Genomic DNA, 18456 nt, shown 5'->3' with positions numbered 1-18456 from the left:
ATATTTTCTCCCTAAAATCTCAGATGCCAAGATTATTAAATAAGCCACTCTCAAAATCAATTCATATAGTCATAACTTTGAGTTCATAAAAGTCATAACTTTGAGTTCATAAAAGTCATATTTGTGGTACGATCGACCTCAACGAGTGCAGCGAGTCAAGGCATTGTAAAAATTTATGTGTCTGAATCCAGGGGATATTCTGCGCGATCGCTACCGAATTATCGCTAAATTAGGTGAGGGAGGGTTTGCTAAAACCTATACGGCTAACGACGCTTTGGGCAGCCCCGAAAAGCCCCTGTGCGTCGTCAAGGAAATTGGGCCTCCTCAATCGAACGATCCGGAGGTTTTGCAGGCAGCGCAGGTGCAATTTGAAAGAGAAGCTGAATCCCTGATATCTCTGAAAGAGTGCTCGCGCATTCCCAGGTTAATCGAGCACTTTCAAGAACAGGGAAAATTTTACTTAATTCAAGAATACATCGAAGGAAATCCGCTGAACGAGGAGATAGGTTCAGGCAGGCTGTTTAAGGAATCAGAAGTTATTGAGTTATTGCAGGACATTTTAGAAGTTTTAGATTGCGTCCACAAAAAACATATTATTCACCGCGATATTAAACCGTCAAACTTAATCCGGTGTAACCGCTCCGGCCAAATTGCCGTGATTGACTTTGGGGCAGTCAAAGGTATTAGCAATTTGGCGATTCAGGGCGGTCAAATAACTCAAACTCGCGTCATCGGTACAGACGGTTATATGCCGGCCGAACAGTGGATAAATCAGCCAAGATTTAACAGCGATATCTATGCTGTGGGAATCATCGGCATTCAAGCGATCGCAGGTTTAGATATTGAAGACTTTTTAAATCATAAAAGAACTGGGGAACTTGTCTGGCACTACTCAACTGACGATCGCCCGATGGTACAAATTAGCGACAAGCTGGAAAAAGTTTTAAATAAGATGGTGCGCTACCACTTTAACGATCGCTATCAATCCGCTGCTGAAGTGTTAGACCATTTGCGATCGGAGGCGGTATCGCCCTCACCGCCGATTGAGATTGCGACGCAGGTGGGAGTGGAATATTCGATCGCCCGTGACAGCAAAACACCTTCCCCCCCAAACCTCCCAGATGGTTTAAGTGCCGGAGAAAAAATTCTATTTACAAGTTCTCAACCTTGGCTCAAGCAAAAAGGAGTTAAAGAATTTGCAGCTTCAAATTCAAAGCAAGCTTTTAATACCTTCAAAGAATCGTGGCACAACGAAGACGGCAAAGACCCAGAAACTTTAATTTACCTGAACAATGCTTTTCTGGAAGTCAGCAACGCTCCTTATTACACAATTGCTGTCGTCCTTTCCGTTTGTCGGAGAAACCCCGACAGTTTTTCTCAGCTTGGCGAGCAGGCGAAAGAATATCTGCGCGGAGTGGCTCAAGCGCAAACAGAAGTTAATTTGAGACTATCAAATTCTAGCGATCGGGACTTTCCAGGTCAAGGTTTTTTACCAAGTCAAGCCATTAAGGGCAAAGGACTTAAAGTAATTATTGCTGACGATGCCAACGATGAAGAGGAGGCAAAACAAAGAGCAATTTCGCTGGTCGATCGACCGGATATTTTAGCAGTTATCGGTCACGCTAGTAGCGAGATGACGATGCACGCTGTAGATATTTACAACAACAATAATCTCGTTTTGATGTCTCCGGGTGCAGCCACGGGAGAGCTGACGCATGAACCTAGGAAATTTTTTTTTCGCACTCAATATACGAGCAGTTTAATCGCTAAAGATTTAGCGAAGTACCTCCGAAAACAAAATCAAACACAAGTAGCAATTTTATACAATCCGCGAAGCCCATTCGGCGCATCTTTTGTGAAAGGTTATAAAAACTATTTTCGACGCCTAGGGGGAACAATAGTCAGAATTCAAGATTTCGATTTATTTAAAAAAGACTTCAACACCGCAAGAGCGATCAAGGAAATCCAGACAAAGGGAGAAACTGCGATCGTGCTAGTTCCCGATCCCCATCATAGCAGAACGCTAGACAGCGCATTTGACATAATAAAACTTAACGGCTCTCGCAATTGGATTGCCGGGGCATGGATGCTGATGTGTCCGCAAATGTTAGAATTTGTATCTGGGCAACCGCAAAATGTGTTTAATAAACTAATCCTTTCTGTCGGCTGGCATCCCTTAAACAGCCCCAACCCAGAATTTCCCCAACAAGCTCGATCGCTGTGGGGAGAAGAGGGAAATACTCGTATATCTTCAGCTTACGATGCAGCGCGCGCACTCATAAAAGCATTGGAAATGCAGCAGGAACCCAGTCGCGAAGGAATGCAAAGAACGCTTTCATCTCCTGATTTTAGCGCTTGGGGAGCAACAGGAACCATTCAGTTTAACTCGCCGGAAAATGGCGATCGGAAAAATCATCCCAGCGATTTAGTACATATTGTAGAGTGTCCAAATGAGCAGTTCGGCCTCGCTTTTGTTCCCGTCAAGTACCCGACAGCGGCAGCGGCAGGTTTAAATTGCGATTGAACTCGTTTCTGATTGATTCAATTTTCTTGCGTTAGCCGCCCTCGCTCGCGATACATGAACCGCCAGAGGGCGGCGTTACATACTCGTGAGTAAACTATATAAACCCGTTCCCGCCCGATGGTAAAATCAACCTCAACGAGTGCAGCCAGTCGGGGAATCGGAGAATTTATGTGCCTAAAACCAGGGGATATTCTGCGCGCGCGCTACCGAATTATCGGTCAATTAGGTGAGGGAGGTTTTGCTAAAACCTATACGGCTAACGACGCTTTGGGCAGCCCCGAAAATCCCCTGTGCGTCGTCAAGGAAATTGAGCCGCCTCAATCTAAGGATGCGCGGCTGTTGGAAGAAGCACAACAGCAATTTGAAAAAGAAGCTAAAACCCTGAAGTATCTCGATAAGTGTCCGCGCATTCCCAAGTTTATCGATCGCTTCCAAGAACAGGGAAAATTTTACTTAATTCAAGAATACATCGAAGGAAATCCGCTGAATCAAGAACTAATTTCAGGCCAGCAGTTTCAGGAGTCAGCAGTTATTGATTTATTGCTGGACATTTTGTCAGTTTTAGAGTGCGTACACTCTCAAGGTATTATTCACCGAGATATTAAACCGTCAAACTTAATCCGGCGCAAGCTAGACGGCAAAATTGCGGTGATTGACTTTGGGGCGGTAAAAGCGATCGGCACTTTGGCGATCGAGAACGGTCAAATAACTCAAACTCGTGCCGTTGGTACAGACGGTTATATGCCAGCCGAACAGTGGACAAATCAGCCAAGATTTAACAGCGATATCTATGCTGTGGGAATCATTGGCATTCAAGCGATCGCAGGTTTAGATATTGAAGACTTTTTTAATGATAAAAAAACTGGGGAACTCGTCTGGCACTACTCAACTGACGATCGCCCGATGGTACAAATTAGTGACAAGCTAAAAAAAGTTTTAAATAAGATGGTGCGCTACCACTTTAACGATCGCTATCAGTCCGCTGCTGAAGTGTTACAGGATTTGCGAGCGCTAACAGCATTGCACTCACCTGCGCCCCCTCCACAACAACCTCTGCTGCCGAAGCCTCAGTGCCAATGGCAAGATAAATTGAGAGTTTGCTTGCCGATCGCGATCGCAGGATTCCTCGGGCTAGCAGTATTTTTAATACACAAAATTTTTATACCTAAAACTTGTCCTTTAATCAAGGGAGATGCTGCGAGTTGTGGCGAGGAAATCCTGATAAAAACATCTGGTTCTCGCTTAAAAGAAAGGGGAATAGAGGAGTTTTTTAATGCAAATTATCAATCAGCTTTTAATTTATTTAAACAATCGTGGGACGAAGAAGAACGCAAAGATCCCGAAACTTTAATTTACATGAATAATGCCCTTTTGAAAGCAAAAAAAGCTGATTATTACACCCTTGCAGTTGCCGTTCCCATTAGCAACAGCGAAGGAGGTACTGTCAATTCTGATTTGGCTAGAGAAATGTTGCGCGGCATTGCCCACGCCCAAACAGAAGTCAACCTAGGACTCTTTAATTCCGATCGCAATAACGACTTTCCCGGTCAAGGTTTTTTAGCAGGGAAAGCCATTAAGGGCAAGGGTATTAGAGTCATTATCGCTGACGATGCCAATCTGAAAGCAGAGGCACAAGCTAGAGCCTCTTCACTCGTGAAGCAAACCGAGATTTTGGGCGTCGTCGGTCACTATACTAGCGAGATGACTGTGCATGCAGTCGATATTTATGACAAAAATAACTTAGTCTTAATTTCGCCGGGGAGTACAACGGAACAATTAACAGAAAAACGTCGGAAGTTTTTCTTTCGCACTGTTCCTAGACATCAAATTACTGCTGAAAACTTCAAGAACTATCTGATTGAAAAGGCAGGTTCCAAAAAAGCGGCGGGTTTCTATTGTCCTGAGATTCAAGCTACTTCTTCATTGTGGGAAGAATTCAGAAAACAGTTTAGAGAAGCAGGAGGAAATATTTTCAGCATCACTGAATTCGATTTATGTAAGAAAAATTTTAACGTTGAATTAGCATTACAAGAAATCGAGCGAACTGAGAAAACAGCGATTGTCTTAAGTACGAGTCATGTCCCGAATGCAGTCAAAAATGCGATGGCACTTATTAAAGCCAATGGCGATCGCAATTGGGTAGTGGGAACCGGGGGAATCTACAGCCAGAAAACCTTAGAAACTGCCTCCCAGTTACAGTCTTTTAATAAACTGGTGACATCATCCTCTTGGCATCCCTTAGCTGCTCCCAACCCCACATTTGCCGAAAATGCTCGGAAGCTTTGGGGAGGAAACGTCAACCACCGCACAGCTTTAACCTACGATGCAACTCGGACGCTAATTACAGCAATAGAAATGCAACAGCAACCCAGCCGCGAAGGGATGCAGCACACTATTGCGAGTCAGAATTTTAGCGCCAAAGGAGCAACCGGAACTATTGAGTTTGATGCGAAGGGCGATCGCCAAAATTTTCGACCGGACTTAGTACATATTGTCAAGTGTCCAAAAGAGCGGTTCGGCCTCGCTTTTGTTCCCGTCAAGTACCCGACAGCAAAAGCGGCAGGTTTAAAGTGCGATTGAACTCGTTTCTGATTGATTCAATTTTCTTGCGTTAGCCGCCCTCGCTCGCGGTACATGAACCGCCAGAGGGCGGCGTTACATACTCGTGAGTAAACTATATAAACCCGTTCCCGCCCGATGGTAAAATCAACCTCAACGAGTGCAGCCAGTCGGGGAATCGGAGAATTTATGTGCCTAAAACCAGGGGATATTCTGCGCGCGCGCTACCGAATTATCGCTAAATTAGGTGAGGGAGGGTTTGCTAAAACCTATACGGCTAACGACGCTTTGGGCAGCCCCGAAAATCCCCTGTGCGTCGTCAAGGAAATTGAGCCGCCTCAATCTAAGGATGCGCGGCTGTTGGAAGAAGCACAACAGCAATTTGAAAAAGAAGCTAAAACCCTGAAGTATCTCGATAAGTGTCCGCGCATTCCCCAGTTAATCGATCGCTTCCAAGAACAGGGAAAATTTTACTTAATTCAAGAATACATCGAAGGAAATCCGCTGAATAAAGAACTCGGTTCTCTCAGGCAGTTTAAGGAGTCAGAAGTTATTGATTTATTGCTGGATATTTTGTCAGTTTTAGATTGCGTCCACTCTCAAGGTATTATTCACCGCGATATTAAACCGTCAAACTTAATCCGGCGCAAGCTAGACGGCAAAATTGCGGTGATTGATTTTGGGGCAGTAAAAGCGATCGGCACTTTGACGATCGATAACGGTCAAATAACTCAAACTCGTGCCATTGGTACTGAGGGTTATATGCCGGCGGAACAGTGGAAAAATCAGCCCAGATTTAACAGCGATATCTATGCTGTGGGAATCATCGGCATTCAAGCGATCGCAGGTTTAGATATTGCAGATTTTTTCAACCATCAAAAAACTGGCGAACTCGTCTGGCATTACTCCACTGACGATCGCCCGATGGTACAAATTAGCGACAAGCTAAAAAAAGTTTTAAATAAGATGGTGCGCTACCACTTTAACGATCGCTATCAATCCGCTGCTGAAGTGTTACAGGATTTGCGAGCGCTAACAGGATTGCATTCACCACCACCGAAACGCAGGGTGTTTTCTCGATCGATCTTTGGCTTGTTGCCATTGGCAGTTGCGGGAATGACAGCGGGACTGGCAGCCCCTATTTTTTTACGCACAATTACACCTAAAACTTGTCCTTTAATCCAAGGAGATGCTGTGAGTTGCGGCGAAGAAATCCTAGTAAAAACTTCTTCGCCTCGGTTAAAGCAAAGGGGAGTTGAGGAGTTTGCCAAATCTAATTATCAATCTGCTTTTAATTTATTCAAAAAATCCTGGAACGAAGAAGACAGCATCGATCCCGAAACTTTAATTTACATGAACAATGCTTGGCTTCAGGCTAAAAATGCTGATTATTACACAATTGCTGTTGCCATTCCCATCCTGAGAACTCAGGATGGTTCTGTAATTAATGCAGATTCGGCAAAAGAAATTTTGCGCGGCGTTGCCCAAGCCCAAACACAAGTTAATTTAGGATTAAGCGCTGCTAATGAGAGGAATAAAAGCTTTCCCGGTCACAGCTTTCTCGAAGCCAAAGCTATTAACGAAAAAGGTCTTAAAGTCATCATTGCTGACGATGCGAATCTCAAAACAGAGGTCGTTAAAACAGCAAATGTACTGGTTAAACAGCCGGATATTTTAGGAGTAGTCGGTCACTATGCCAGCGAAATTACCCTATCAGCGGTAGATATTTATGACCAAAATAACCTGGTTTTGATTTCTCCGGGAAGCACAACGGAAGAACTGACAGAAAAGCCTCGAAAAATTTTCTTTCGCACATCCTATTCGAGTCGGTTTGCTGCTCAAACTTTAGCAAAGTATCTGCGGTCAGTAGGCAAAAATCAAGCGACAGTTTTATACAATCCCGGCAGTTCGTCTGGTTCTTATTTTACACAAGCTTTCAAACGGCAGTTTCAAGATGACAAAAAAGCAAAAATAGTCAGAAGTCGCGAGTTTGATTTATCCAAAAATGAATTCAACGCCCAAACAGCTTTAAATCAAATCCAGCGCACAGGGGAAACTGCGATCGTGTTATCTCCAGACGGTCAAATTACTAATTCATTAAATAACGCGATCGCAATGGTTAAAGCCAACGGCAATCGCAATTGGATAGCCGGAATTTGGGTACTCTACAAGTGGAGAACTTTGGAAGCCGTATCCCAGTTAAAATCTTTTGAAAAACTAATCGTGTCTGTCCCCTGGCATCCCTTAAGCAGTGTTAATAAAAAATTTCCTCAACAGGCTCAAAAGTTGTGGGGAGGAACGGTAAATACCGATACCGCCTTAGCTTACGATGCAACTATTGCACTGATTAAGGCAATGGAAATGCAGCAGCAACCCAGCCGGGAAGGAATGCAAAAAACTCTTTCTCTTCCGAATTTTATTGTGGAAGGAGGAACAGGAACTATTCAGTTTGGAAAGAATGGCGATCGCAAAAATCCCCCCAGCGAATTGGTGCATATTGTCAAGTGTCGAAAAGAACAATTCGGTGTAGCTTTTGTTCCCGTCAAGTATCCGACAGCGGCAGCGGCAGGTTTAAAGTGCGATTGAACTCATTTCTGATTGTTTCTGTGCGTAATTCCTGAGTTATTTCCCTAATTCTTGAGAACGCAAACAAGCTGCTTTCACTGCTTCGATTAGGGCCGATCGAAAGCCACTACTCTCTAATTTAGCAATTCCCGCAATAGTGGTGCCGCCGGGACTTGTAACTTGATCTTTCAATTGTGCCGGGTGCATTCCCGTTTCTTGCATTAGCTTCGCCGTACCGAATACAGTTTGCAAAGCTAATTGAGAGGCGATCGCCCGTGGCAGTCCTGCACAAACTCCGCCATCTGTCAAGGCCTCAATCAAAATTGCTACATAACCAGGCCCGGAACCCGAAAGCCCCGTCACCGCATCCAGCATACTCTCAGGCACTTCTACCACTTCTCCCACGGCCTGAAAGATGCGCTTTACCAATTCTAAATCAGCCGGTTGCACGAGTTTTCCCGAGGCGATCGCGCTCATTCCCGCTCCTACCGTGGCAGGGGTATTCGGCATCACACGCAGCACTCCCCGCCCCGGGAAGGCTGGTTCGAGCTTGCTCAGTGGCACTCCTGCCAAAATCGACACTACCAGCGCTTCTGGCTCAGAATTAGCCGTTTCTCCATTATTGCCCTGTTGGCGATCGGCCGCCACGGCCAATTCCAAAGCTACCGTATCAAAAACTTGCGGTTTAATCGCCAAAAACAGCACTTCTGTAGCGGCAGCAACTTCTAGATTGCTGGCTGTTGTTCCAATCCCGTAGGTTTCCGTCAAAAATTGGCGGCGTTGAAGTTGTGGGTCGCTCACCAATATTTCTGAAGGCAAATAAACTTTTTGTGCAATTAAGCGGGATAAGAGAGCTTCTCCCATTACCCCGCCGCCGATCGTACCAAATTTTATGTTAGTCATTAGTCAGTTGTCACTTGTCACTTTTGAGTTATCAGTTGTCAGTTGTCAGTTGTCAGTTGTCATTGGTTACTTAGTTGTTAGCTAATGTTATTAATCCGCAGTGTTTATTCCACAGTTATTAGTTGTTAACTATTGACTACTGACTACTGACTACTGACTACTCACCACTGTCAACTGACTACTAACTACTGACTACTGAGCGATTGGAGCTTGTTCTGCAGGCCAGACTGTTGGTGCAGGAGCAGCAGCACGAGGGCGTCCTTGAGCAGGAGGCACTTCGTGAACCACACCAGACTGAGTTCTCACCTGCACGCAGCTAGGCGTAAACAAGAAAATACTTTCGCCAATTCGCTCTTGATGACCGTCCAGGGCATAAGTACCGCCCGCCACAAAGTCCACAGCTCTTTGCGCTTGGTCTGGGTCCATCACCGTCAGGTTCAAAACCACAGACTTCCGTTCCTTAAGCGCTCGAATTGCTGCCGGCATCTCTTCAAAAGTGCGCGGCTCCATTACTACTACTTCCGAAATCCCGTTCATAGCTCCAGGCATTCCAATCACGTTATTCATTACTGACCCTACTCCCCCGGTTGGTGCAACGACATCCATACCTGTCGATCCTACTACTGAGCGCTCTCGCATTCTACGATTTTGACGACGTTCTTCTTCGGCTGCTGCGACTGCAGCGGGGTTCGGTTCAGGCGCTGGGTAGAAGTTCTGATAGCGCTCCCCTTCGGTTTCGTCGTACACGTCATCGTACTCAGGCTCATTGTTGATGCCTACAAAATCTCGCAGTTTAGAAAAAATATTCATGATTCACTCTCCTTCACGACTTTGCTGCCCCGACTATACTCGCGTCGCGCGTTAGTCGCGGGTGGCTGACTACTATATATTTAACCTAAATTGTCTTTATTAGAAGATTTGAATTATTTATCCCCTCCTAGAGCCAAATAAGGTTTGTCCTAGCCGTACCATAGTAGCACCTGCTTGAATTGCCAAATGATAATCTCCCGACATCCCCATCGAGAGCTGCTGCATTTGAATGCAGGGCAAATTTTGCTGCTGGATTTTGTCAGCAAGTTCGCGGGTGCTGTTAAATAATTCTAGGATTTGCGAGTCATTTAACCCCAGTGGGGGTATTGTCATCAAACCTTGAATTTTGATATGCTGACATTTGTTGAGTTCTGGAAGGTCGGCAAGCAGTTCTGGAACGCTCCAGCCGTATTTGTCCGGGTCGGGCAACATTTTGACTTGCAGGCAGACTTGGGGAGAGCACGACTGTTCGCCCGCCAAGCGCGAAAGTCGCTGAGCGATTTTTAAATTGTCGAGAGAATGAATCCACTGGAAGATCTCTAGGGCTTTGGCGGCTTTGTTAGCTTGCAAGTGGCCGATCAAGTGCCAGTTGATATCCGGTAAATCTTGCAGTTGCCTTTGTTTGTCGGCAGTCTCTTGAACCTTACTCTCGCCAAAATCCCGGATACCGGCGTCGTATGCTTCGCGGATAGCATCAGTCGGTACCTGTTTGGTAACGGCAATTAACCGCACTGATTCGGGCAAGTGTTGGCGAATGCTGTTAATTCGAGAGGCTATGGTCATGGGTGCTCAACGCTAGGAACGGGAGGGAAGGAAAATTAAGACAGTTACCAATTACCAAGTTACTGATTTTCGCTATTGAAAGGTGCGCTGGTGAATGGTCTGCAATTGGTCGTACTCCTGATATTGACCGCTGCGACGCAGGGTTCGCAGGCGAATTTCGACCATGAGGCGAGCGTCGGACCGGCTGATTGGTTCAAATCTCAGCCCGCCTGGGCCGTTTGTCACCAAAAAAAACAGGCGCTGGGCGTATAGGGTGGTAAATAATTCTTGGCTGTCTTCAACCTGGGATACCCTGAAGAGGAGGCCAAAGTTTGGATGATTCAGGTAAGTTTCGGTAGTCATTAACGCTCACAATCGATCCATTTTAGATTAAAGATTTAGATTTTAGTTTCGCTCGATCGCCCGACGGCGTTGTTTGACGGCGGGGTACAAAGAGCGATCGCCGTAGCCGTGCAATAGTCTCCGTCGTGGCTGAGGCTCAATTGCCACTGGCAATTTCCCCAAACAGAGGCCTGTGCTGCTGCGGTTCCGTGCAGTTGCACGTTTGGAGCACCGTTTTCGGAGCGCCGAATCTCCACATCTGCATACCGTATTCCCCGCCATCCCGTGCCTAGAGCTTTGACAACGGCTTCTTTTGCTGCCCAGCGCCCCGCTAGTTGGTTGCAGGAAACTCGATTCATTTTACCTTTAATGCTGCTGTGTTGAGAATTTAGTGACCTACAATCCCTTTGTTCGGCGGGCGTGTAAACTTTTTCGAGGAAGCGATCGCCAAACCGGTCTAATGCGGCTTGTATGCGCGGAACATATACGATATCTGTCCCAAGATAGATGTTCAAGGTCTTGGTTCTCTAAATATTTGTCTCCATTACTTTAGCAGGACTGTCGCGCACCAGACAAAACTTACTCAAATGTAGGCCAGTGCTCAAAACGACGAGCTTCATCACTCATTCCCAATTCTTTAATATTCTTCAATCTCAAATCTAATCAATCAATCTAAAATCTAAAATCTAAAATCTAAAATCTTAACTGTCCCAACCCCAAACCAAGCGGGCGCTCCAGAGGACGAGCAAGCAGCCGAGGGCGATCCAGTCTCGGATTTTCAAGTGCAACTGGTGCCATTCTACACGGTGTCGATCGGGACTGGTGAAGCCGCGAACTTTCATGGCGCTGGCAATTTGTTCAGCTCGCAGGAGCAAGTTTTCTAACAGTCGCTCGGCTATCATCAACCACACTTGAGCTGCGCTGCGAAATCCGAGTTTTTTCCAGTTGATTGCTCGGGTTCTGACAGATCGCACTAAATTTTGTATTTCTTCCAATACTAGGGGAATGAACCGCAAAGATAGAGTTAATGTTAAGGCTATTTCGGTAACAGGCCAGTTCAAGCGGCGCAGAGGCTGCATTAAGTTTTCAATCGCGGCGGTGATTTCTTCGCTGGCTGTGGTGAGAAGGTAGAGGTTGGTGCTGTAAATTACTGTGAAAAATAGGGTACTGACGTTGATAGCTAAATCTAGGGATTGGCGGGTGATTTTAATCGGGCCTTGTTTGAATACAACGTAACGGTAGTTTGTGGGTTGGGGGAGTTGATTTGGGCTTTGGGCTTTGGTATTGGGGATTTGGGAGTTTGAGCCTAAGTTAAAAGGTTTGTACCAGGGTTTGGGCTCTTGACGGGGAGGAAGGGTTGCGGGCTGTTGGGAAAAGGTTAATTCGTCGGCGGGGATGCGGGGCTGGTGTTCTGAGCGGAGTCCGTCGGGGGCGATCGCGCTGAGACCAAATACTAATAGACAGAATAGCAGCAGCAGTCCCATTTGCTGTTTCCACACGCGCAAGGGAATTGCTGCTGTTAGTGTCAGTACGATTAACATTCCTACTAGCATCAACCGCCAGATGGGATTGGCGAGTATTGGCGCAATCAAAAATGTCATCAACCAGGCTAGTTTAACGCGGGAGTCTAGCCGGTGAAGCCAGGTTACTGGTTGTTCTAGGTAGAGTCCTATCGGGAGCGATCGCAATAAATCCATTTTGTCGATTTTAGATTTTTAATAATATAAATTTATTGAACCGCGAAGACGCGTTAGGCGAAGCCGCGCGTAAGCGCTAGGACGCGAAGGAAGAGAAAAGAAAGAAACGCAATTTGCTTTGATTATTAAACTGCGTTTTTTCTTTAATATAAAGTCTAGAATTACTTCACGCGCAGTGCTCTGTTGGTTGTGCTGATTTCGCTGGCGCGAACTTTTTTGCCTCTCCAAAGCAGCCGCATTGGTGTACCGGTAAAGCCGAGGTGTTTGCGAAATTGGCTTTCCATGTAGCGGCGGTAATTTTCGGTGAAGCGTTTTGGATCGTTGACAAATAGGGCGATTGTCGGTGGCTGCGATCGCACTTGAGTACCGTAATAGATTTTGCCTTGTTTTCCTTGCCGGGTAACTGGGGCTGAGTGCCAGCTTGTGGCTTCTTCTATGACTTCGTTAATCACGGCGGTAGGGACGCGACGTTTGTGTTCGTCGGAGGCTTTGTCTACTAATTCAATGATTTTTTCAACTCGCTGTCCACTCATGGCGCTAACAAAAATCATTTCTGCCCAGTCGAGGAAATAAAGTCGGGTTCTTACTTCTCTTTCGTACTCGTAGATGGTGTCGGAGTCTTTTTCTACGGCGTCCCATTTGTTGACGACTATGATGCAGGCTCGACCTTCTTCGCTGATGCGATCGGCTAATTTTTGGTCTTGGTCGGTAACGCCGTCAATTGCGTCAATTACTAGCAGTATTACGTCGGCCCGGCGGATGGCTTTGAAAGCGCGGTTGATCCCGAAAAATTCTGCACCGTATTCGACGTTTTTCTTTTTGCGTATTCCGGCTGTGTCGATCAGGCGGTAGGTTTTACCGTTGCGTTCTACTAAGGTGTCGATCGCGTCGCGGGTTGTGCCGGAAATCGGGCTGACTATGGCGCGGTTTTCTCCAAGAAATGCGTTTAACAAACTCGACTTGCCGACGTTGGGACGACCGATAATTGCTACTTTAATTTCCTCAACTTCTGGTAATACTTCCGTGGGAAGATAAGTTATTAATTTGTCAAGCAATTCGCCGGTGCCGTTACCGTGAATGCCGGAAATTGGGTAAGGTTCTCCCAGTCCCAATTGCCAAAAGTCTGCTGCTTGGGTGAGTCCTGTATTTTCCGATTCGCATTTGTTGACGGCGAGAATGACGGGGACTTTTTGCAGTCTCAGCCAAGATGCGATCGATTCGTCGCCGCCGGTGAGCCCGGTTTGTCCGTCTACTACGAAAATGGCTGCGCTGGCTTCTGCGAGGGCCGCCATTGCTTGTTCGCGAATTAAAGGCAGAAATTCTGTCTCGTCGTCGAATACTAGACCGCCGGTGTCTACGACTTGATATTCCCGATCGCCCCAGTATGCTGGTCTGTAAGTGCGATCGCGCGTGATTCCTGGTTCGTCGTGGACGATCGCGTCTTGGGTATTGGCTAAACGGTTGACGATCGTCGATTTGCCTACATTGGGGCGTCCAATAATAGCAACTATAGGTAGAGACATAAAAGTAGCAGCAATGAGGCTGCGCCGTAATTTTGAGGTTTAGCCTTTTATTGTAAGCGAAACTGGCTGAGATTGTATGCGATCGGACTGCATCGTGTATTATACGCTCTCCGGGGCTGTGCGCCCCGCGCCGCGAACTCATGGCGACCTCCGGAAACGAGATAAAGTACGATCGGGCTGTTAATTTGGATTACCAGGCTCTGCCTGGTAACGAGAAATGCTTGCTGCCCATTCTCTAAAAATTGCTAAATGGAACGACTTATTTCTGTATTCGGGTTAGCTGTTTTTGTCGGTTTGTCCTACGCCTTTTCAGTCGATCGGCGCGCTGTCAAGTGGCCGCCCGTATTGTGGGGAATTGCTTTACAGCTAATTTTTGCTATTTTGATTCTCAAAACTGCTCCGGGTTTGGCTGTCTTTAAATTTTTGGGAGATTTGGTGACGCAGTTTCTCAATTTTTCGGATGCGGGGGCCAAGTTTATATTTGGAGACAATTTTGCCGAACACTTTATCGCTTTTAAAGTGCTGCCGACTATCATTTTTTTCTCTTCCTTTATCACCCTACTTTATCACTACGGCATATTGCAGCGAGTTGTGCAAGCAGTGGCATGGTTGATGATGAAAACCATGAAAACTTCTGGCGCAGAAACGCTTTCTTGTGCAGGGAATATCTTTATCGGGCAAACAGAAGCTCCTTTGTTAATTAAACCTTATTTGGCGGCGATGACGCTCTCGGAACTCCATGCTGTCATGACGGGAGGATTTGCCACAATTGCCGGCGGAGTCATGGCAGCTTATATTTCTTTTGGAGTACCGGCTCAACATTTAATTGGGGCGTCGGTCATGTCTGCACCAGCAGCTTTGGCTATTTCTAAATTGCTGTACCCAGAAACTGAAAAGTCGCTGACTGCTGGGGAGGTGGAGGTGAAGGTGGAAAAGGTTTATGCTAATGCGGTGGATGCGGCGGCTTCGGGTGCTAGCGACGGGTTGAAATTGGCGGCGAATGTGGCCGCTATGCTGATTGCTTTTTTGGGTTTTTTGGCTTTTTTTAATGCGCTTTTGGGGTGGTTTGGAGGGCTAATTAGTTTGCCTCAGTTGTCGCTAGAATTAATTTTAGCTTATTTGATGGCTCCGGTTGCTTGGCTGATGGGGGTGCCTTGGGCTGATTGTGCAGATGTGGGGATTCTTTTGGGAAAAAAAACGATTTTGAATGAGTTTGTTGCTTATTTAGATTTGATGGAATTGGTGAAACAACAGGCGATTTCTGAACGATCGCAAATTATCTCGACTTATGCTTTGTGCGGGTTTTCTAACATTGGTTCGATCGGGATTCAGATTGGGGGAATTGGCGCGATGGCTCCTTCGCGGCAAGGCGATTTGGCGAGGTTGGGCGTGAGGGCGATGATTGCTGGCTCTTTGGCTTGTTTTATGACTGCTTGTATCGCGGGGATGCTGATTTAAAACTTTTGAGTTTTTAGTTAAGCTTTGCGGTGCTTATGGTGCACCTTAAATTAACTCCAGTAAATGTTATTAAATAAAAATTAAAAAAACCACCAAATTATTTGATGAGTGGTATTGCTTTGATGATTGGCGAGGCAGGACATGGAATTTTAGCGATCGGCTATTATTGAAAATAAGCAGGAGTTTAGTTTTTGACCAAAGCTTAAAACAGCAGCTTAAAAATGGAAACTAAATTTCCCTCAAAGCTCAACACATTAGGTGGTAATATGGCTGTTCTGCAACTAGAAGACGGTAGAACATATACGGATATCCGGGCAATCGCGAGTCAACTGGCCGTTTTAAATATTGAGATCGGTTCTCTGCCCACCAACGAAAATCCGGCGTTTCAAGAACTGCTCGTTCAAGACATTCTCAATGTTACAGAAAAACAGCAGATTCTCGCAGCATTTAATAGCGAGTTTGAACAGTTCAAGCGCGCCAGCGGATATCAGTGGTGCGACTTAAAAGTGCTGCATCCAGGTTCGCAACAGATTTACGCGCTGATGACTCAAAGCGATCGCACTCATACCCACACAGATGCAGAAGTTCTTCACATTTTAGCTGGAGAATGCGTTTTTGGGTTTGTGTATTCTAACGGCTCTCAGGTACAATTAATGCTGCAAGCTGAAGAATACATTAAAGTGCCTGCCAATACCGAACATTGGTTTTATCTCACTCCGTCCCTGTACTTGAAAGCCTTGCAGTATTACACCAGTGCTCAAGGCTGGGTTCCTCAGTATACTAACAGGAAACTAAAAATTAAAAACTAAATGTATGGTGCGCTTCGGCGCACCTTCCTCTATCGAAATAGGCGATTGAAAGGGCGACTCAAAAAACAAAATCTCTCTCTAAGAGACTAGGATTAAATGCTTTCTGTTTCATGAGGGGTGGTCATTTCAATTTCTTCGCAACGCTGCAAAAGCGCTTCTATTTCCTGGGCTAAAAAAATTACTTCCGGCCAAGAAGAACCGTTAATTAAATCTTGAGCGTGAGCTAATTTGTTTCTCAATGCTTCTGCTGACTTTAAAAAACGCTCCCCGTAGCGTTTGGATTTGAGCCCCAGCCGATCGACTATTTCAGCAGAAGTCAGGATTAAATCTCGCTTGTCGCAGAATTGCAGGTAATCGATTAAGTCAATCGCTTCATTTCGCGATCGCCCCAATTCCCAAAGGTGTTTTGCGGCTAAGATGCGATCGCCCTTAAGCAATTTTTGCCAAGAATCCTGGGGAAAGTAAATCCGCACGATTCGCAATAAATTCATTTCCAGAAGCGTCACCAATCCAAACAGCAGCATCCGCACCGGTGCTTTTTGCAAATCGCCGCAGGTAACGATACCGTTGATCCTGTTGCTTTCTAATACAAATAATCTCGGTTTTTCTCGCAGCAGCGGCAGCAATTCCATCAAAGGAGTGGCAGCGGCGATTAATTCTGAGGGGTGAAAAATTTGCTGGTAGTCGCTGCACTTGCCTGTGATTAAGTGCGATCGTTCTACATAGCCGCAAACCGTACCGTTTTCTTCGATACCGAGCACGTCAAAATCGCGGGCCTCCATCCACGATCGCAATTTGACCGCATCTTCGCCAGCGGGGACAGCTTTCAGCGGTTCCGCGAGGTATTTAACTGTAATGCTGTCTTTGAATAAATCCCGCAAGTCGGCGGAACTTGATTTTAAATGTTTCATTTCCGGTAATTTCATGGATCGTTGCTGCAAGTAGAGACGCGGCATTACCGTGGGAAGCATCTCAGTTTTGTAACAATTATTTTTTAGGAGTGGGAGGCGGACGATCGCACACGGATAGTAAAAGCAAAACTGAGATGCTCGCTTAGCGTGTCTCTCCAGATTTTATGATATTACTTACTGGCTAACTCCGGGCAATAATGGTTGGCGGCAAGAGTGGTAATAATATCGGCATCCGCAAGAAAACTTTCTTTGACAGTGGGATTTTCGATACTGACAGCTTGCCCGATCGCTCTTAATTTAACTTCCGGCAGAGAAACTCCCGATTTTGCTTCCGCACACATTCTTTTAGCGGCCGCAATTTTTTGACCGGGCGCCCTTTGGATTGCTTGCAGTAAATTATCCGTTGCTTCGGGAGAGTAGCTTTTTGCTAAGCGTTTGTAGTCTTCGAGAAATTTCCCATCGTTTCCTGTCAGCTTAATGTCGGATTCTTGAGGCGAACACAACAAATTTAAGTTAATTACTTCTCCCAGTGAATTAACAAGAAAACATCCTTCGCGTTCTTGGGCGATCGCGCTGTGGTTGCTGGGTACAAATTGTATAATAACGGCGGACAGAACAGCAGTTAAACGCGAGTATTTTAGCATGGGAATTACGTGATATATTTGGAATTATTAACCGCCGAACGCTATGCAATGCGGTATTCTTGAGTTAGAACGTGTCGGCTAAATTAACCGAAGAAATACTTGGAAAGGCTAGTTTCACCAACACTGTAGAATTTCTACTAAAAATCGGCCTACATAAACCAGCCCCGACTAAGCGAAAATAAATCCTTGCAGGAAAACCAACCGACATAATATCAGACGAACATTTCGTTCTCTAGGGAAGTTTTCATTAACAGCAAACATCCCCCTTGTGTGAGGGGCGAATGTGTGGAACCGGGAACCGATCGAATGTAGTCGCCTTGATGGCAAATTTCCCCTTCTACAATTAAGTCTCCTTCTAATACAAGCACTTCCTCCGAGGCAGCGTGTCGGTGCAGGGGAAATGTTACTCCAGGTTCTAGTCGCATCAAGCAGGTAAGTTCGCGCTTTTTTTTGTCAATGTAAAGCTTGCCGAACGAAACTCCCGGAACTCCATAAGATTTCCATTTGACATCGTGCGAGCGCACGATTAAAGATGGAGCATTGTTCTCGGTTGGGGAGGTCACAATGGGCTTTAAATTGACTGATTCTGCCGGGGTTAGCGGCAGTTCGGCTATGCGCTGGAACAGGCGGTTTTTGAGGTCGGGGGCGACGGGAACTGGGGGGGCTGTGTAGGCGATCGCGGCAATTGTTGATTCCAAAGCAGCTAATTCACTTTTAAGTTCTGCGGACTCTTTCAATTTCTCTGCAAATGCGCCGCGTTCTGACTCGTCGAGGATATCGAGAGCTTGAAGGGCTGCAAGGATGTTATATTCCTCGTCTGGCATAATTTCCCTCTGTTTTTCGCCAATAATTGTAATTCCGCCTAAGTTGATTTTAAATTTGAGATTGTCTCCTGCGCTCGCACTCAAGATGGATGATTGGAGATGCCACAATTTTAGATTGATGTTAA

Annotated in this window: 15 protein-coding genes; 5 read left to right on the top strand and 10 right to left on the bottom strand. The window is 45.9% G+C overall.

The features are described from left to right. Positions 1–175: 175 nt before the first annotated feature. The 3 genes from QUA62_RS08515 to QUA62_RS08505 all read left to right on the top strand — a co-directional run bounded on the left by QUA62_RS08515 (position 176) and on the right by QUA62_RS08505 (position 7669). Positions 176–2524 (top strand): bifunctional serine/threonine-protein kinase/ABC transporter substrate-binding protein, encoded by a 2349-nt coding sequence (locus QUA62_RS08515; protein WP_333403429.1) that lies wholly within the window; start codon positions 176–178, stop codon positions 2522–2524. 168 nt (positions 2525–2692) lie between these two features. Further along, positions 2693–5104 carry a bifunctional serine/threonine-protein kinase/ABC transporter substrate-binding protein gene (locus QUA62_RS08510; RefSeq protein WP_333403428.1) on the top strand — a complete coding sequence of 804 codons (2412 nt, stop codon included), beginning with the start codon at positions 2693–2695 and terminating at the stop codon, positions 5102–5104. Positions 5105–5272: 168 nt separating this feature from the next. Continuing rightward, positions 5273–7669 carry a bifunctional serine/threonine-protein kinase/ABC transporter substrate-binding protein gene (locus tag QUA62_RS08505; protein WP_333403427.1) on the top strand — a complete coding sequence of 799 codons (2397 nt, stop codon included), beginning with the start codon at positions 5273–5275 and terminating at the stop codon, positions 7667–7669. Positions 7670–7705: 36 nt separating this feature from the next. Here QUA62_RS08505 and proC read toward each other — a convergent pair whose 3' ends face one another. The 7 genes from proC to der form a co-directional block, all read right to left on the bottom strand. Beyond that, positions 7706–8551, bottom strand: coding sequence for a pyrroline-5-carboxylate reductase (gene proC / locus QUA62_RS08500; protein ID WP_190656554.1), 846 nt, complete (start codon positions 8549–8551; stop codon positions 7706–7708). A gap of 192 nt (positions 8552–8743) precedes the next feature. Beyond that, on the bottom strand, positions 8744–9361 hold the full coding sequence (locus tag QUA62_RS08495; protein WP_190656556.1) for a cell division protein SepF: 618 nt from the start codon (positions 9359–9361) through the stop codon (positions 8744–8746). 117 nt (positions 9362–9478) lie between these two features. Next, positions 9479–10144: a YggS family pyridoxal phosphate-dependent enzyme gene (locus tag QUA62_RS08490; RefSeq protein ID WP_333403426.1), complete on the bottom strand. Its 666-nt coding sequence runs from the start codon at positions 10142–10144 to the stop codon at positions 9479–9481. A 72-nt stretch (positions 10145–10216) separates the two neighbouring features. Beyond that, positions 10217–10486: a transcriptional coactivator PipX gene (gene pipX / locus QUA62_RS08485; RefSeq protein ID WP_006634205.1), complete on the bottom strand. Its 270-nt coding sequence runs from the start codon at positions 10484–10486 to the stop codon at positions 10217–10219. Between the two features lie 35 nt (positions 10487–10521). Then, positions 10522–10980: a holo-ACP synthase gene (gene acpS / locus QUA62_RS08480; RefSeq protein ID WP_333065641.1), complete on the bottom strand. Its 459-nt coding sequence runs from the start codon at positions 10978–10980 to the stop codon at positions 10522–10524. Positions 10981–11166: 186 nt separating this feature from the next. Beyond that, positions 11167–12162, bottom strand: a complete 996-nt coding sequence (locus QUA62_RS08475; RefSeq protein WP_190657118.1) for an energy-coupling factor transporter transmembrane component T family protein — start codon at positions 12160–12162, stop codon at positions 11167–11169. Between the two features lie 161 nt (positions 12163–12323). Continuing rightward, a complete protein-coding gene (der, locus tag QUA62_RS08470; protein ID WP_333403425.1) occupies positions 12324–13685 on the bottom strand; it encodes a ribosome biogenesis GTPase Der in 1362 nt (453 codons plus the stop codon). Between the two features lie 249 nt (positions 13686–13934). Here der and QUA62_RS08465 point away from each other — a divergent pair, with 249 nt between their 5' ends. Both QUA62_RS08465 and QUA62_RS08460 read left to right on the top strand, forming a co-directional pair. Next, positions 13935–15143, top strand: coding sequence for a NupC/NupG family nucleoside CNT transporter (locus QUA62_RS08465; RefSeq protein WP_333403424.1), 1209 nt, complete (start codon positions 13935–13937; stop codon positions 15141–15143). A 221-nt stretch (positions 15144–15364) separates the two neighbouring features. After that, a complete protein-coding gene (locus tag QUA62_RS08460; protein ID WP_333403423.1) occupies positions 15365–15952 on the top strand; it encodes an acireductone dioxygenase in 588 nt (195 codons plus the stop codon). A gap of 92 nt (positions 15953–16044) precedes the next feature. Here the strand turns inward: QUA62_RS08460 and QUA62_RS08455 are convergent, their stop codons facing one another. The 3 genes from QUA62_RS08455 to QUA62_RS08445 form a co-directional block, all read right to left on the bottom strand. Then, complete coding sequence (locus QUA62_RS08455; protein WP_333403422.1) at positions 16045–16863, bottom strand: hypothetical protein; 819 nt, start codon at positions 16861–16863, stop codon at positions 16045–16047. Positions 16864–17033: 170 nt separating this feature from the next. Further along, entirely contained in the window at positions 17034–17507 is a 474-nt protein-coding gene (locus QUA62_RS08450; protein ID WP_333403421.1) for a DUF732 domain-containing protein, read from the bottom strand. Between the two features lie 212 nt (positions 17508–17719). After that, a complete protein-coding gene (locus QUA62_RS08445) occupies positions 17720–18415 on the bottom strand; it encodes a cupin domain-containing protein (RefSeq protein WP_333403420.1) in 696 nt (231 codons plus the stop codon). Positions 18416–18456 lie beyond the last annotated feature (41 nt).

It is taken from the genome of Microcoleus sp. MON1_C1, assembly GCF_036701945.1.
Taxonomy (GTDB): Bacteria; Cyanobacteriota; Cyanobacteriia; order Cyanobacteriales; family Microcoleaceae; genus Microcoleus.
The sequence above is the reverse complement of the archived record's forward strand: the minus strand, read 5'-3'. Positions and strand labels throughout refer to the sequence as shown.

Coding starts and splice junctions, on each gene's coding strand:
- QUA62_RS08515 (WP_333403429.1), top strand. CDS start 176: ATGTGTCTGAATCCAGGGGATATTCTGCGCGATCGCTACCGAATTATC.
- QUA62_RS08510 (WP_333403428.1), top strand. CDS start 2,693: ATGTGCCTAAAACCAGGGGATATTCTGCGCGCGCGCTACCGAATTATC.
- QUA62_RS08505 (WP_333403427.1), top strand. CDS start 5,273: ATGTGCCTAAAACCAGGGGATATTCTGCGCGCGCGCTACCGAATTATC.
- proC (WP_190656554.1), bottom strand. CDS start 8,551: ATGACTAACATAAAATTTGGTACGATCGGCGGCGGGGTAATGGGAGAA.
- QUA62_RS08495 (WP_190656556.1), bottom strand. CDS start 9,361: ATGAATATTTTTTCTAAACTGCGAGATTTTGTAGGCATCAACAATGAG.
- QUA62_RS08490 (WP_333403426.1), bottom strand. CDS start 10,144: ATGACCATAGCCTCTCGAATTAACAGCATTCGCCAACACTTGCCCGAA.
- pipX (WP_006634205.1), bottom strand. CDS start 10,486: ATGACTACCGAAACTTACCTGAATCATCCAAACTTTGGCCTCCTCTTC.
- QUA62_RS08475 (WP_190657118.1), bottom strand. CDS start 12,162: ATGGATTTATTGCGATCGCTCCCGATAGGACTCTACCTAGAACAACCA.
- der (WP_333403425.1), bottom strand. CDS start 13,685: ATGTCTCTACCTATAGTTGCTATTATTGGACGCCCCAATGTAGGCAAA.
- QUA62_RS08465 (WP_333403424.1), top strand. CDS start 13,935: ATGGAACGACTTATTTCTGTATTCGGGTTAGCTGTTTTTGTCGGTTTG.
- QUA62_RS08460 (WP_333403423.1), top strand. CDS start 15,365: ATGGAAACTAAATTTCCCTCAAAGCTCAACACATTAGGTGGTAATATG.
- QUA62_RS08455 (WP_333403422.1), bottom strand. CDS start 16,863: ATGAAACATTTAAAATCAAGTTCCGCCGACTTGCGGGATTTATTCAAA.
- QUA62_RS08450 (WP_333403421.1), bottom strand. CDS start 17,507: ATGCTAAAATACTCGCGTTTAACTGCTGTTCTGTCCGCCGTTATTATA.